A 15,836-nucleotide genomic window follows, 5' to 3' on the forward strand; every position below is an offset into this window, starting at 1 on the left:
AAGATATGGACATTACTTGACCGAGGGGAGCGATTGCTTTATCGTTGGTAAACGATAAAAGAATTTCTAGTGGAGCTGAGCATGGATTTGTGGCAAAGGTTGGTGGCGGAGTGCTTTGGAACCTACTCGCTGGTTCTCGCTGGAACGGGCGCTATCGTGATCAATCATGTGAGCCATGGGCAGATCACCCACGTTGGGATCGCCATCACATTTGGGTTGATTGTGCTCGCGTTGATCTATGCGATTGGAGAAATCTCCGGTTGTCACTTGAACCCTGCAGTGACGGCTGGTTTGTTTCTCTCCGGTCGCTTCGGGAGGGGGCTGGTTGTTCCGTATATGTTGAGTCAGATCGCAGGTGCATGTCTGGCGAGCCTTACGATGCGAGCTCTGTTCCCGGATCATCGGACGCTTGGAGCAACACTGCCGAGTGGTTCTATACTCCAGTCGTTTGTTCTGGAGTTGAATCTGACGCTCCTGTTGATGTTCGTCATACTTTGTGTGACAAGAAAAGAGAGTCCCAACGGGATGATAGCTGGGATCGCCATTGGTTCGGTGATTGCGTTGGAGGCGATGTTTGCAGGTCCGATCAGTGGTGCTTCCATGAATCCGGCTCGCTCGATCGGTCCGGCATTGATCACCATGAATCTGACGTCATTGTGGGTGTACATCATTGCCCCGTGTATCGGTTCCGCTCTCGCGGTGCCCCTTTATGGTTTCGTGTACCACGCCAAGTTTAGGGCTCATCCGGAGAAGAAGAGGCCCATCTGAGATGGTGGGCGTCGCAGAGCAAATTGGAAAGCGTCGCTAGAGGGTTCCATGCCGTTCGAGGTCTAAAACGGCGTCGCTTCGGAGGGTTTTTGGGTCACAAGCATTTTGTGAATCCAAGCAGCGGTGTCCAACTCGGGGCCAGGTCCAATCATGGGTTCGATCGAGTCGATCTGCGCGGTGAGGTCATTGAATTCGGTTTGATTGCCAATGTGTTCGTAGGCTTTCTGCATTAAGTAGAGAACTCCCAGTCGGTAGGGCGCGAAGAATTCCTTATCGAGCGGGAGCGCGATGCACTGGTCGTAATAGTTCCTTACATCCTGGGCATACCTGCCGAAGTCGTCCATATTGCCTGCGCAATAACTGACGAGGGCTCGGTGGTAACTGTTGATGAAGCGATAGTGGAGAATCCAGGTTCCCGGAGCGTCAGGCGGGTAGGCCAACTCCTCTATCTCACACGCCTCGTCAAAGAGTTTGTCTGCTAGATCGAATTCACTGCGATGAAAGGCCAAAATGGCGAGCACTCTTTTCGCCATGAGCGCGTGTTTAAGGTAGCGCGGTTGTGTAGGTTGTTTTTTCCAAAGCGCGACCGATTCCACGATATTCTCATTGAGTCGAGCTGTCGATTCCTCGGATTTGTGACGATCGACAAACGACAATTGGAAGTTCAGCTCCAACCGGGCTTCTTGGTAATCCAGATTATCTGGATCGAGTTCCAAGCTTCGATCTAAAAAGTGCTTTGCTTGGATCAAATACTCGTAGCGGACTTGGTTCCTCTTTTCAATATCCGCATCGTAGTAGTAGTCGCTAAGCTGCAGGTAACCAAAAAAGATTTGGTATAAGTATTTGCTCTGGTGGGCTCGGTCTTTGTCCACGCGAGTTAAGTTTTTCAGTATTTCTAGCGAGGCCTTTCGATGTTTGTTTGCATCGTCCATTCGGTTCATATGGGAGTAATCGTGCGCGCAGTAATGATGCGCGATGCTTAGCCGGTGCAGGGCTTGCAAGTCGTCTGGGTTGACCCGCAAATACGCTTCATTGAAGGCGATCGTGTTCATGAGGATGGTTTCATGATCTTGACGTGTGATCGTCAATCCTTCATTGAACTTCTCGGTCATTGGAAAGAGGATGTTATCGATCGCATCCAAGGTTAGTTTGAGACTTTTTTCGGCACGTTCGTGTGCCATTCTCTCGCGAAGCCAGGAGGTGTTGATCGCGATGAAGGCGACGATGATTGTTGCGAGAACGATTGAGGTTACGGCTAGTGTACGGGGAGAAGTCCTGGCCCAGTAGCGGATCGTTTTCGCGAGCGATGGCTTGGTCGCTTCGACCGGAACGCCTTTCATCCATCGATCGAGATCATTCGCTAGCTCCGCAGCCGTTTGATATCGATCATCAGGTGCCTTGTTCAAGCACTTGAGAATCACGGCATCTAGATCGCGTGGGGTAGTCGGTTTCCACGTTCGAGGGCGCTCTGGAGAATGCCGACAAATCTTCTCCGAGATCTCGAAGAAGGAATCGCCGTCGAAAGGCATGCGTCCTGTTGTTAGCTGATAAAGGATGATGCCGAGCGAAAAAATATCGGATCTGTTGGTGACGTCCTGGTGTTTCTCGCGAACTTGTTCGGGCGACATGTATCGAATGGTTCCGACGGCCACGGACTCGGTGCTGACATCGACCGTGAAATCCCCTTGAGCACCAAAGCGTTTTGCAAGTCCGAAGTCGGTGAGTTTCGGAACAAAACCTATCCCCTGAGTCGTTTCCTTGTCCGCGGGAGCTAGAAGAATGTTGCTCGGTTTCAGGTCCCGGTGAAGAATCCCGCGCGAGTGGGCGTACTGGACGGCCACCGCGATCTGTTGGACGAGCCAAGCCGATTGCGTGGGGGAGAGGGAGTTGTTTGTTTGTTCCAGGAACTGGGCTAGGTTTGGCCCGTCTACCAATTCGCCGGCCAGAAAGGGTTGTCCGTCGATCGTGCCCGTCTCATAGACTTGAACAATCCCTGGATGTACCAAGGATGCTACTGCTCTCGCTTCTCGAATAAATCGGTGTTGGAGCGAGGGTTGGTTTGCCCGGGATGGTCGGATCATTTTGATGGCAACATCGCGTCCCAGCAGTGTATCTTTGGCTTGGATCACGACCCCGAAGCCTCCGGCGCCGAGAAAGCGTTCGGGTTCGTATCGTCGAGTCGCTGGAATAGGGGAACGGACGGAGGGCCGACTGGTATTGGTTTCAGGATTGGATGGCGTCGCGGTCGTTGTACTTGTCGTATCGCGTCCGGAGAAAGCACGCGTGGAGTGGTCCGCATCGGAACTTTCCACATGCGCGGTCGACCGATCGAGAAGATCCCAGCAGGCTTTTTCATCGAGAGTTTGCGATGGGAGTGCCCGATTGGGCTGGTCGATCCAGGACTGGATCTCCCGGATGAGTTGGGTGTCGCAATGCGCTGGATCGGATGTCATGACAAAAGGTTTATCCCAGGGCCAACTGATCGCTTTCACCGCCAAAAACGGTCGCTCGGAGGTTCTTCAAACAGCGCGTAACAAGCATTCGCACCGAATCCTCCGTTCGATCGACTCGCTCACCGATTTCTTTGAAAGTAAGGCCCTCTTCGTAGCGCCACTTCAATACGGTTTGCACTGCTTCTGGCAAATTGCGAACCGCTTCATCGAGTTGGCTTAGAAGTTCTTCGGTGAGGATGTCTCGCTCGGGATCCATAGTGGGATCCGCGATCGCTCGAAAGAGAGCAGAGTCTTCGGAAATCGAACACTCTACGGCGATATTTCTCTTTTGTGTCGCCAAAAATTTCCGCTTCGCCGCATAGAGATTGTTGAAAAGCAGTGTCCGAATCCAAACAAAAAACTGAGACGTTCGGTTGGCTCGCAACTGATCAAAGCCGGCAACCGCATCTTGAAATGTCTGCTGCACCAAATCGGAAACATCGACCTTGGCGGCTAAGCGAGGATCGTCAAGATCGCGAACGAGGTCTCGCAGCATGGGACGATACATCTCGAGCGCCTTACCAAAAGCTTCGAGGTTTCGTTTCTGCAGCAGACTACTGACACGCGGCAAATGCGGTGAAGCAACGGGATCGGACGACAATGGGGGTATCCTTTAGGCAGGAAAACGCTTCGAGGCCCAGTCTATTGTCATGAGAGGCGTCGTTAATGCAAGAGTTTCACAGCCGAAGCGGTCCGAAATCGGGATGGAAGCTGAGCACGAGCGATGAAAGGTAATCGGAAACCGGCGAGCCCATCGGCAACCATTACGGGGTAAATTCTTTCGGGAGCGTCACTCCGTTGGTTTCGGCCCAGGTTCGAGTCGTGAGCTCGATACGTTTTCCGCCCAGGGAATTCGGATCCTCGACCAGAACCCAAACGACTTTCTGGTCCTTCTCCGTCGGAGACTGCACGGTGGTTACCGGATTGGCTCGTCGAACCAAATCGGTGAGGACCGTTCGAAGCGGAATTCCATTCTGGTTGAAGGCACGGACCTGCTGGTTCTGTGTGATCCCATCCTTTTGAAAAGCACCTCCGTTGATGGTGAAATTCACGGGCGGACTTCCCTTGAGGACCGAATCGTTGAACTCGGAGGCGATCGCCGCCAAACCCATTTCCAAGGACTCCTGCTCGAATGCAATGGAAATCGGGCGGTCCAGCAGATCCTCGACATTCTCTGGTTTAGGTTGCGGTTTAGGTTGCGCAGCGATAGCCGGCGATCCCTCACTGGAGTTTTGCAGATTCATCCAAACGCCTACTGCAAGATTGCCGAGCGACTCCGGTGGAAGGTAGACGTTACTCACGATCTGCCCATCTTCCAAGCCGAAGCGACTGTTGTTCATCACGGCGCGGACCATCTGGGGCATACGCAGCGCAATGGCTCGCCAGTACGCAGGTGGGGGAGCTGCAATCAATTGTTGTTCTAGGTAATCAGGAGCTGTTGTTAGAGCCTGTTTCAACTCGGCGGCCTTCCTACCCAACAACGTCGAATCGGATAATGCCGCGCGCCATTCGCCATACAATTCGGTGGAGGCTGTGCAAGTGAAAGAGACCGCTTGAACCTCATCCCCCCACAGTCCTTGCGCTAACGACTGCAAACGTGGTGTCTGACGGAATAACGAGCGACCCTCCCCCCAAAGAAAGCTAGGAGCTGCCAAAATGAAGAGATCGGATCGGCTATCGCTGGACTGCAGAAGCATGTCCATCTGTCTTCGCAACGGCACACTTCGTCCACCTATTTCTACCAGTGTCTGCACCAGCTGTTTCGGTGCAACCGTTAGTTTTTTTGTTGAATACGCTTTGTCCAGCGAAAGGCCTTCGATGGCAATGGACCATTCGCCGTTGGTCCACACTCCTTGTTTGGGCTCGTTCGGTAACGGGCTGGCCTCGAATCCAGGAAGCTTTTCCAAGAGAGACTCTACGGTCTTTGCATTCTCTAAGTGGAATCGAAGAGCGATTTCAAAAACCTCAGAGCCACTTTTTGGGTAGAGAGCAATCGCAACTTGGGAAATCGAGTCGTCCTTTGCAAAGGGAACGCTATCGATCAATCGCTTCCAATCAGGAAGAGTTTCCAGTACCCAGGGTTGGATCGACTGAAAGGGACCTTTGCCAGTCCACGCGTCCGTTGAGAAATACACCAAGGCTTCGGGGCCGGGTGGGAACATGTCGATGGAGTATGGAACCCCTGCATGGGGTGGCGCCCACAGAGAAGTCCCGTCGTCTTTCACAACGGTGTAAAACTCGGCGAGCGGATCGCTGGGCGCAGTGGTTGTATTGGTGTTGCTGGAACTAGGCGATGCACCCGAGTTCGATGGGACTTCAACTATCTTGACCTCGGGTTCGGGTCTTGGAACGGGTGATCCTCCCGACTGGAGTAATACCGCGATAAGCCCGCCCAGCAAGACGACCGATCCGATCCCGAGCGCGGGTAGGACCCACTTGGGTTTGCGTTTGCGTTTCTTGTGAACCAACGCGCTGCGCGTGCCGGTCGGGGGACGCGGAGCGGAGGGGTTCCTAGGTGAAGTCTCGGGCTGGGCTGGAGCGGCGGATTCCTTGGGCGCTGCTGCGGGCTGGGCTAATGTTGGAGATTCCTTCGGAAGTGCAGCGGGCTTTGTGGGAGTTGCTGAATCTCTCGGTGATGGCGTGGGTTGTGTTGGTGTGGCGGATACCTTCGCTGAAGGTGCTAGTTTTGACGGAGTGACAGAGTCGCTCGATTTTGTCGCAGGTTGGGTTTGGGAGGTGGTATCTTTCGGCGATGTGGCGCGCTGTGTGGGGGCGGCGGAGACTTTCTGTGACGAAGCGGGTTTCGCTGCGGTATTCGATTCTTTCGGTGATGTGGCGCTTTGGACTGGTGTCGTGGATTCCCTCGGAGATGGTGCTAATCTGGCCGGCGCGACGGAGTCATTCGGTGATGTTACCAGTTTGACTTTGTCGGTGAGGGAATCGAGTTGTTTCAAGAGGGAGTCGACCGAGGGGAATCGGGCTGGACGATTCTTGGCGACCAAATGGTGAATGCAGCGGCGAACGTTCTCCGGTATCGAGGGTGGCAATTCCAGCAGCACTTGCTGATGCGTTTTGCGCCAACCCGCTTTATCGAGGCGATGGGAATTGGGCCAAGGTGATTTTCCCAGCAGCATGGTCGCCCAAAGGACGCCTAATGCGTACAAATCGCAAGAGGGGTCGGGTAGGTAATCCGGCAGGGAAAGTTCGGGCGATGCGGATCCGAAGCGAGCGACGTTATCGAGCGCTAAGCAGCTGATCGAATCGCAATGGTAAGGGGAGCAGGGAGGAAAGATAGGATCGCGGCGAAGGGTGGCTTCTCCGTTTGAGGATATCCACACGGCTTCCGGAGCGAGCCAACCGTGAACCAATTGATTCGAATGCAATCTTCCGAGCGACGCGGCGAGGGATCGAATCCATGCAATCGATGGAGCGAAGTCGATCGGGGCAGAAGCCAGCTTGTTGGATAGCGAATCGCCGGAAATCGGGTCGCAGAATACCGCGAGGATTCCCGGTTCGAGCAAAGTAGCCTCCCAGCGATCTAGCCCTGGTGCTTCTAATCTGGCGTGGAGTCGCCCCCACTCGATAGAGGGCGGATTGGCTCGAATGGCATCGCTCGATAGCTGTTCGGGTGAGAGTGCAAAGGCCCACTTGTTTTTGTTTCGAATCGACTCGATGGCTTCATACCAGTTCGGACCCAGTCGATCTGAAAGAGTGTCTTGAAGCAGGTAGGGGCCCACTCGAAGTCGAGGAACTGTGGGTTCGAGAAGAGCGTTGAACTGGAAGGGAGTGATACGGCCGGTTCGAATGAGTTCGGAAGCAACCTTGTTAGGATGCAGCAGATTGGCTCCTCCGACGGATTGCTCGATGTCCTCACGCCATTGCGTTGCTTGTTCCGGCGTGACCAAGCCAGATTGTTCGAGCCGTTCCCAAAACTGGGTTGAGTTCAGTTCCACCGCATTATTGTCCGAGCACGTAAGCGAAGATGAGTGGTGCGACGATGCACGCGTCGCTGTGGATCATATACTTGGGCGCTTCCACCGTCAGTTTATTCCAAGTGATCTTCTCATTGGGTACCGCTCCCGAGTAACCGCCGTAACTGGTTTCGGCATCGCTGATTTGGCAGAAGTACGCCCAGCGATTGATTTCCTCCTCGAGGTCTTGGATAAGCAAAGGGACGGCGCAAATAGCAAAGTCTCCTGCAATCCCTCCTCCGATTTGAAAAAATCCCACTTTGCGATCCGTCGCTATGCCGCGGTACCATTCGACGAGGTGCTGCATCTGTTCGGTGCCGCTTTTGAGGGCATGATGCGACTTGACCGTGCCATCGATGACGCGAGCCGCGAACATGTTACCGAGGGTGCTGTCTTCGATTCCAGGAGAAAAGACGGGGATCCCCATTTCTTTGGCGGCCATCATCCACGAGTGTTCGATGGGGATCTGGTAATGCTGCTTCAGATCCGGTTCATCGAGAATTTTGAACATGTACTCGTAGGGAAAGTAGCTCTCCCCTTTCTCCGAGGCCTCTTTCCAATACTTGACCAGTCGGCTTTGCATATGCTTCATGACCGTCTCGGGGATGCAGGTATCGGTAACCCGATTGTACCCGGACTGTAGCAGAGCCAATTCGTCTTGAGCGGTGAGCGCTCGCCAATTCTCGATGACCTTGTATTCATTGTGAGCAAACAAATTGAAGAGATCTTCTTCAAGGTTTGCCGCTGTGCATGACACTGCGTGGACTTTTCCCGAGCGTATCATTTCCGCGAGCGAGACCCCTAGTTCTGCGGTGCTCATGGCTCCCGCCAGCGAGACCATCATCGCCCCGCCTTGGTCCATGAACTGTCGGTAGCTCTTCGCGGCAGCCAGTGTCTCTCGTGCGTTGAAGTGCCGGTAGTGTTTTTCCATGAAGGCGGAAATACTCATCGCTCTAGATCCTCGTCTCTCGCAGTCCAAGTGGTTTATTGTCGGGCCATCGGCATAACGACGTAGGTGTATCCGTCGTCGGTCGAAAACAATGCCGGTTCTGCATTGCTGCGAACCTCGAGTGCGAACGCCTTGTCCGGATCCAGCACTTTGAAGAAATCCATTACGTAGCGGTAATCCATCGTGATATTGATCGATTCGCCATCGTACGAGATCGGAATCTCGATACGGGATTGGCCGATATCGGCAGCCCTCGCTGCGACGACCAGTGTGCCATTGCCGAAGGTGAAGTCGACGCCGCGGGATTCGGTGTCGGCCACAATCGAAGCTTGACGAATCGCTGTGAAGAACGGGCCCGCCAATCCATCGATTCTGGTGCGGCCCTCACGACTTGGCATGACTTGTTTCCAGTTGGGATAACGCCCCTCCACGAGTCGCGAGAAGATGGTGCATCGATTGGTTCGGATGAGAATATCGTTGGCGCGAGCTGCGATGCAGACGAGATCGTCTCCATCCGAGATGGATCGTTCCATCAACTGCAACGTCTTCGTTGGTACGATTGTCGAGTTTCCGCTATTTTTGAAGCCTCCGATCGCGACACCTTTGCCGTGCATGCAGGCTAGTCGGCGGCCATCGGTTGCAACCGTCGTGATTTGGTCGTCCTCCATTTCGAAGAGAACGCCTCCGAGTTGATATCGGGTGCTCTCGACATCGGTTGCGAACACCGTTCGTTTTACTAACTCCTTGAAGAGTCTAGCTGGGACTTCGTAGTACGCGGATTCTTGAAAGGGAGTGACGCTGGGGAACTCATCGGGATTGATCTTGGGCAGATGGAATTCCGAGTGGTCCCCTCGGATGTCGAGAGAATTTTCCGTAAGTTCGATGGTCAATACTTCATCGCTGCACTCTCGGAGGATGTTGCCAACTCGCTGCAGGGGTAACAAAGCGACGCCGGGAACCGCAATCTCGACATCGTCCATTTCCAATCGAATGCCCGCTTCGGAGTCGGTAGCCATCAGCACGGCTTTGTCGCCGCGCGCGTCCAGTTTCACATTGATCAAGATCTCTTTGGGGGATCGAATCGGGGCCACAGCCGCCGCAATCTGGTAGGCGCTTTGGAATTTTTCTCGGTTGCAAACGATCTTCATGGCAATTCCTACCCAAAGAGGGAAATCGAAACGCTAAACCAGCGTTCGGGGGAACGGACGTTGTACCAGAAAACCTGCGTTTTTAAAGTGCATGTCGGTCCTCAAGGTGGGTCAGGAGACCGGCACATTCCCAATTTTGAATACCGTCTCTACTCGCTCAAAACCTATGGATTCGTAGAGTCGAATCGCGGCGAAATTGTGAATGGTGACCTCGAGCTGCACTTTGCGGCACCCGACATCGCGAAATCCTATCAAGTTGCGGCGGATGAGCTCACGCCCTACTCCTAAGCCTCGGTACGAGGGAAGAACGCCGATGTTTTGAATCGCTCCTACATCGGCGCTCACACGCAGCCCCTGAATGGTTCCCAATGCGATGCCAAACCGATCTTGCTCGTTCCGTTGCACGGCCAGCCAAGTCGACTCGGGTACGAAATTGTCCCGACGGGCAATGTCCCGCATCAACTGCTTGCACCCCTCGCGATCGCCCAAGCAGGGGAAGACGTTCACGTCCATCTCGCGGCGAAAGCTTTCCCATTTTGCCAATCCATGATGGGCCACGAGCCGTTCATCCCAACCGAGGTAGTCGATCGATGCGCGAGGCCTCTCTTCTGGAATCGGAGACTCTCGAAGATCGAAGTGCATTCGATAACGCTTGAAATAAACAACTGGCATCGATCGAGACTGCGAACACTTTATGCGAAAACGGGAACGTTAAGCTGTCGCGACCCGTCCATCGGCTCTGGGGTCGCATGCGGCCCGCCAAGTCGATTTTCCTGACTGCGGCGGCGCGAGGCGCTCGATCCCTTGCGCGACAGCGATCGATCCCGAGATCTTAACATCGTGACCGAGCTTTTTCAGCTCTTCCAAGACCGAATTCTCGGCGCGTGCGTCTCTTTGGAATGGTCCTCCTAGACTTCCTTCACAACTCAGTACATCAGGCTGCCACTGATGATGGAGTCGAGAGGCTGCAATCGCATCACCCACTGTCATTCCTAGATCTAGAACTCGAACCACGTTCTGCAAGGTCGCGTTGATGATACGCGGGCCGCCTGCGGCCCCGCAGGTCAAGCGAGGCTCTCCTTTGGAATCGAGCACCATGGTGGGGCTCATGCTCGATAGGGGGCGTTTACCCGGTTCGATCGCGTTAGCGGCCGATCCGATCAGCCCAAACGCGTTGGGAACCCCCGGGGAGATGCTGAAATCGTCCATCTCGTCATTGAGTACAACGCCCGTTCCTGGAACGATCATCTTGTTCCCCCAGCCGGTGTTCACTGTGGCTGTCATGGCAACCCAATTTCCCAACGCATCCGCCATGGTCATGTGTGTGGTGTGCTTTTTGCCGTCGTCCGCTTCCTTGCTCTTCGACGGAAGATGACCCGGCACCGCGGTAGCTCGATCGAGTTGGATCCTCTTGGCTAGTTCATCCGTGTAAGACGTTTCGGTTAAGAACGCAGGGAGCTCGACAAAATCGCTGTCACCTAAGTAGTACGCTCGATCCGCGAAGGCCAGTTTCATCGCCTCGGCTAGCACGTGATAAAAGGGGAGGCCCCCCTTCTCAGCGCTCCATTCCTTAAGAGGGAAATGAGAAAGCATCTGCAGCATCTGCTGGATGTGAATTCCGCCAGAGCTTGGTGGAGGGAATCCGACTACGGTGTACCCGCGATAGGAGGTCTTTAGCGGAACTCGGTCCACCGCGCGATAGTTCGCGAAGTCTTTCTCGGTCAGTGCACCCCCTTGTTCTTTCAAATGCGAGGCGCATCGCGACGCAAACTCGCCATGATAGAAGTAGTCCACGCCCTTTTTCGCGATCTGCTGCAATGTGTTGGCCAAGTCGGCTTGCACCCAGGTTTCCCCTACGGCGTACAAGCTGCCGTCGGTTTTGAAGAGCGCTTCTCGTGAAGCCGCAAATCGCTTCAGAACCGATTCCTCGTTTTTGATCGACGCATGGGTCGATCTGGACATGGGATGCCCGTCGCGAGCAGCTCGAATGGCGGGCTCGAATAGATCCCCCCAAGGGAGTTTGCCGAATCGACGGTGGGCTGAGTGGAGTGCGGCGATCATTCCGGGAACGCCGCATGCGAGCGCTCCGTCTTGGCTCAGCTTCACATCAGCCACTCCGTTGCGAAGAAACATGTCGCGGTTTGCGGAGGCTGGTGCCTTCTCACGGCCGTCGATGGCGTGGAGCGAGCCATCCGCCAGCCTGATCATCATCAAGCATCCGCCGCCGATTCCCGAGTTATGACCATCTACCACCGACAGGCATACAGCTGCGGCAACCGCTGCATCGATCGCGTTTCCACCCCGTCGCATCATTTCGGCCGATGCCAAGGATGCGATTGGGTGAACGGTCGCTGCCACATTGGAGCCTTGATCGACGCGCTGCAAAGCACTTGATGGAGCAGTCTTGTCTTGGGCCAAAGACCATGCTGGTGCGAGAGCCGCTACCGCCGCCGTGTTTCCCAGAAAGTATCGTCTTGAAATCATCTGATAGTCCTGTCTTGCGTGTTATTTCGAATGCGCTGCGGCGCCGCTGAGGATACGAAGATTGCGGAGGAAGGTTTCGGATCGGATGACGCGTCCATCATGGTCGGTTGCTTTGACGTATCGTAGCTTTCCGTTTTCCATCCAAGCTCCCTCGGTGTTCATGCTATCGATCACACGCCGCACTTCTTCCTGCGATGGCTTGGGGTAGCGGTCCTTCCATTGGCGAGGCTTTGCGTCGGGCCGCTCGCGGGGAATCGCATCGGGGGGTTGGTCCGCATCCTCTCGCTCTTTCCAATTTTCGATCCGTCTCCCTATGGCTACCAACCGGCTTGGAACGCGAAAGGCGTAATGCGTGGGAACATTGGACGGGTCGTAGGTCAGTTGGTAATCCCGTGTGAAATAGAGAGGCTTGTTTGTCTGAAGCTCGTAGAAGCGGGCCAGTTGTTTGCCATCCTCCAATCCGCTGAGATAAGCATGAGCCTTCTCGGCAGCGTGGAGGTATTTGCGATCGTCGGTTCGATCCAGCACATCGAGCAAATGCTCGATGGCTTGCTGGGATTCACCGCCACTGATGGCGGGAGGCTCAAATTTGCGAGCCCATACCGGTTCCATGTCCCAGTTGTATTGTTGAGCCCAAGCGGGCTGTGGTTCCGGCATCTGGGCTAGCAATAAAAAATCCGCTCCGCGCAGCGCTGCCTCTCGAATTTCGACCCGGCCTGTCAAATCATAGACCATCCACAGCGTGTCCAAAACTCGAACCAGCGCGTTGTCGTTCAGCGTGTAATAAACCCAATAATCCCCTCCCGGATGTTGACGAGGCCAATCACTCGGGAATCTGGCAGGAACAATCGGATGCACCTTGGTCGTGTCAAGTTTCTCAAAACCTTGAGCCCAAGCCCCATTGGGGAATTGGTTGGCCAACAATCCTTGCAGTGCCGATTCCAGCATTGCGTGGACTTGAGAGTCCTCTCCCTTCAGCGTGTGATCCATCAAAGCGAGGAAACGAATGACCGATTGAGTTTGATCATCGTCGAGGCTGGACCAGTTCTTTGCCTTCTTTCGGATGGGACCCTCAGTACGATACGCAAACTTGGCTCGATCTTCTTTGCCGAGCAAGATATTGTTTTGCCAGCCTCCGCTATGCAGTTGTCCTTTTTGTAAACACTCGGCGACCTCCTTGGCAGCATCCAGAAGTTCCGGTTCGTTGGTAGCGCGAAAGGCTTCGAGATACGCCATTCCGACGGCAGGAGTTCCCGGAGGTTGGACCCAAACGATGTCGTTACGAGCATCTCCTTCTCCCTCTCGATAACGTCCGTCTGCGCTAACTTGGTAGACGTAACCCCCTTGGACCGCGACTTGGGTACGGAAGTAGCGCACCGATTTTTGGATCGCTTCGAGGATCTCCGTGCGGGGTACTTCGGACCCACTCTCTTGTGCCATGCCGATCGACCCGGCGAAAAACATGATCAAAACAATAGCGGGAGAAAGCGTTCGAAGCGTCCGCGGCCAGGACCCGGGACGGTTTGTCGCGGAACTCGCTGTTGCCTCGGTGCAAGGTGTGGTTTTGTCCACGGCTAAGATCCTTTGGGGCCAGGGCGAAACGTTTGTTCAAAGGTGCTTTTCTGGCGCAGGATATGGTGGTAATGCTGCGCGAATCGGTGGGCTTCATCGCGGACATATTGTAACAGTCGGAGAGCGAAGGATTCTCGGCCCAATCGAATGGGTTCGCTGTCTCCCGGACGATAGATCTCTTCGTCCCGTTTCGCCAGCGAAATCATGGTGGGAGGCTCGATGTCTTGGTCCCGAAAGGCGGCGAGGGCGGCGTTCAGTTGTCCTTTTCCACCATCGATCATCAACAGGTCGGGAAATGTGTCTTGCTCATCGCTCATGCGACGGAATCGCCGGGAGACGACTTCATGGATACTGCGGAAGTCGTCGATTCCTTTGACATCTTTAATCTTGTAGCGACGGTAACCGGGTTTGAATGGGAGGCCATCCAGAAATTGAACGAGTGAGGCGACCGTATCATCTCCGCCTAGGTGGGCGATATCGACACCTTCGATCACGCGGGGCTCGCGATCCATTTGCAAGACCCGTTGCAACGCACGCATACCTTTCTTGGGATCGACATAAAATACTTCGGGTTGCGCGTGGACATCGATATCGCCCCGGTCCCCCAAGTTCTCCAGCAGGCGGATTTCGTCCCGCAAACGCGCCGCCTTTTCAAACTCGAGGGCTTTGGATGCATCCTGCATCTCCGTTCGCATTTGTTTGAGTAGCTTTTCGCTTCCCCCTTCGAGAAAGGTTTGGAGCCGGCGGATGTCTCGTTTGTAATCGGCCTTGGAGATACGTCGATTGCAAGGTGCCGTGCATTGGTGGATGGAAGCGAGCAAGCAGGGACGAAACCAATCCCAACGAGGATCCCCTTCGTCGATATCGAGCGAACAGGTGCGAAATTTGAAGATCCGTTGCATCACCTGCAATGCACCACGCAGCTGCCCCGCACTCGTGAAGGGTCCGTAGAGCTTCGCCCCTCGGTCCTTGGGGGTACGGGTTACTTCGACGCGAGGGAAATCTTCATGGGTCGTGATCATGAGATAAGGAAATGTCTTGTCGTCCTTCAGATCTTTGTTGTGTCGAGGTTGGATATCCTTGACCAATCGATTTTCAGTCAGCAATGCATCGACTTCGCTAGCGCAGAGCATGAAGTCGATATCAGCAATCTCGTGAATCCATTCGGCGGTACGGATTTCCTCGGCTGCCGCAGCGTGGAAATAGCTGCTAGCTCGGGAACGAAGATTCTTGGCCTTTCCAATGTAGATAACGACCCCGGAGGTGTCCTTCATCAGATAGACGCCTGGGGACTGTGGAAACTCGCGAGCTTTCTCGGCCGATCTGCGAAATCCAAGGTTGTTGCGGAGCAAGTCATCGACGCGCCGTCTTAATTCAGGCGTGTCCTCGGCTAGGTGCTCGTCTCGTTCAGGAGTGTTCGCATCCCATTCGATTTCGAGTTCTTCCAACTCGTTAGTCGGTTCTCGTTCATCCATGGAGGATTTGGTGCAAGTAAAAATGGTGTTTGCCGAGTTTTCCGCCGTAATTCCCACCGGTGATTTTCTGAACACCGCACTGCACCCCGGCTTGGCATGCAGCGAGGATGCCCACTCGCATCGCTTCGGCGACACCCGCGGGAGAAAGGCCGTCGATCACCAATTCCAATGCGGCGCTGGCTTCGTTCGGGATGAGGGAATCGGTCAATTCTCGAAGGGTCGGACAGAACGCATCGTTGGTGGAGGCACCGAGCATTTTGTATTTCGAGCCCACTTTTGATCCGCTTCGCGCGACCCCTCCCGGAAACGGGGTGATGCAATCCGGTATTTGCTTGATGGCTTGAACGGCTGCATCGCAGGCGCGGAGGGCTCCGTGAATGGTTTCGGCCAGCACCAGAAAGTTTCCGCCTCCGACGGCGCTTTGTCGGGCAATGGTGTCTTGGCAAACGAATTCACCATCCATCACTGGGATTCGCCAATAGCGTTCGTTTCCGATCCGTTTCGAAATCTGGAATCCATCTCCAAAGTATCGTAGTTTGGATCCCATGGCGATCCGCTTCTCGCCTTGCATGGTTCCGAACACAGATGTGCTCGGGCAAGTCAGTACACATTGGCCCACACGTCGGACAACTTGTTTTTCCAGTTCGCTTCCGGAGATGCTGAACAGGAGGACCGAGACACCTGGCCTACCGTCTGGGGTCTCCGATTCCGAGACTTCTCCTTCGATCCCGGCCTCCACTCCGCAGCCGATGACGCTGGTAGCGAACCCCGTCATAGCTTCCGCGGCTCGCAGGGCCCACGCCAATTCGGCAGCGGTGATGACGATCCGTGTCGCTGTCATGTCAAAAGCCTCGGCGAACGTATTTTCGATCTCGATTCCGTGAATCTTCATTCCTGACGATAAAACCTGCGGGGGATGAATCTTGTGTGGAGAAGGGCAGGAAGTGCAGACCACTATTCTACGTACCATGGTCGAT

General features: G+C 54.6%; 11 protein-coding genes. 1 reads left to right on the plus strand and 10 read right to left on the minus strand.

Annotation, left to right across the window (positions count from 1 at the left end; translation table 11 throughout):
- The first annotated feature begins 81 nt into the window (after positions 1-81).
- A complete protein-coding gene (locus tag VN12_RS15520) occupies positions 82-768 on the plus strand; it encodes an MIP/aquaporin family protein (protein WP_146677688.1) in 687 nt (228 codons plus the stop codon).
- A 62-nt stretch (positions 769-830) separates the two neighbouring features.
- Here the strand turns inward: VN12_RS15520 and VN12_RS15525 are convergent, their stop codons facing one another.
- The 10 genes from VN12_RS15525 to fhcD form a co-directional block, all read right to left on the minus strand.
- Positions 831-3,221 (minus strand): serine/threonine protein kinase, encoded by a 2,391-nt coding sequence (locus VN12_RS15525; RefSeq protein WP_146677689.1) that lies wholly within the window; start codon positions 3,219-3,221, stop codon positions 831-833.
- 10 nt (positions 3,222-3,231) lie between these two features.
- Positions 3,232-3,861 (minus strand): sigma-70 family RNA polymerase sigma factor, encoded by a 630-nt coding sequence (locus VN12_RS15530; RefSeq protein WP_146677690.1) that lies wholly within the window; start codon positions 3,859-3,861, stop codon positions 3,232-3,234.
- A 163-nt stretch (positions 3,862-4,024) separates the two neighbouring features.
- Complete coding sequence (locus VN12_RS15535) at positions 4,025-7,213, minus strand: hypothetical protein (protein ID WP_146677691.1); 3,189 nt, start codon at positions 7,211-7,213, stop codon at positions 4,025-4,027.
- 4 nt (positions 7,214-7,217) lie between these two features.
- Complete coding sequence (locus tag VN12_RS15540) at positions 7,218-8,180, minus strand: deoxyhypusine synthase family protein (protein WP_146677692.1); 963 nt, start codon at positions 8,178-8,180, stop codon at positions 7,218-7,220.
- A gap of 35 nt (positions 8,181-8,215) precedes the next feature.
- Positions 8,216-9,328 (minus strand): DNA polymerase III subunit beta, encoded by a 1,113-nt coding sequence (dnaN, locus tag VN12_RS15545; protein WP_146677693.1) that lies wholly within the window; start codon positions 9,326-9,328, stop codon positions 8,216-8,218.
- 111 nt (positions 9,329-9,439) lie between these two features.
- Positions 9,440-10,000, minus strand: coding sequence for a GNAT family N-acetyltransferase (locus tag VN12_RS15550; RefSeq protein WP_146677694.1), 561 nt, complete (start codon positions 9,998-10,000; stop codon positions 9,440-9,442).
- A 39-nt stretch (positions 10,001-10,039) separates the two neighbouring features.
- Positions 10,040-11,812, minus strand: coding sequence for a gamma-glutamyltransferase (gene ggt / locus VN12_RS15555; protein WP_146677695.1), 1,773 nt, complete (start codon positions 11,810-11,812; stop codon positions 10,040-10,042).
- Positions 11,813-11,833: 21 nt separating this feature from the next.
- The gene (locus VN12_RS15560) at positions 11,834-13,384 is read right to left on the minus strand and encodes a pectate lyase (protein ID WP_146677696.1); all 1,551 of its coding nucleotides are present in this window, start codon (positions 13,382-13,384) and stop codon (positions 11,834-11,836) included.
- 2 nt (positions 13,385-13,386) lie between these two features.
- On the minus strand, positions 13,387-14,658 hold the full coding sequence (locus VN12_RS15565) for an excinuclease ABC subunit UvrC (RefSeq protein WP_240491437.1): 1,272 nt from the start codon (positions 14,656-14,658) through the stop codon (positions 13,387-13,389).
- A gap of 193 nt (positions 14,659-14,851) precedes the next feature.
- Positions 14,852-15,781 (minus strand): formylmethanofuran--tetrahydromethanopterin N-formyltransferase, encoded by a 930-nt coding sequence (gene fhcD, locus VN12_RS15570; protein ID WP_409994282.1) that lies wholly within the window; start codon positions 15,779-15,781, stop codon positions 14,852-14,854.
- Positions 15,782-15,836: the final 55 nt, after the last annotated feature.

This window comes from Pirellula sp. SH-Sr6A, from assembly GCF_001610875.1.
GTDB lineage: Bacteria > Planctomycetota > Planctomycetia > Pirellulales > Pirellulaceae > JBKCUI01.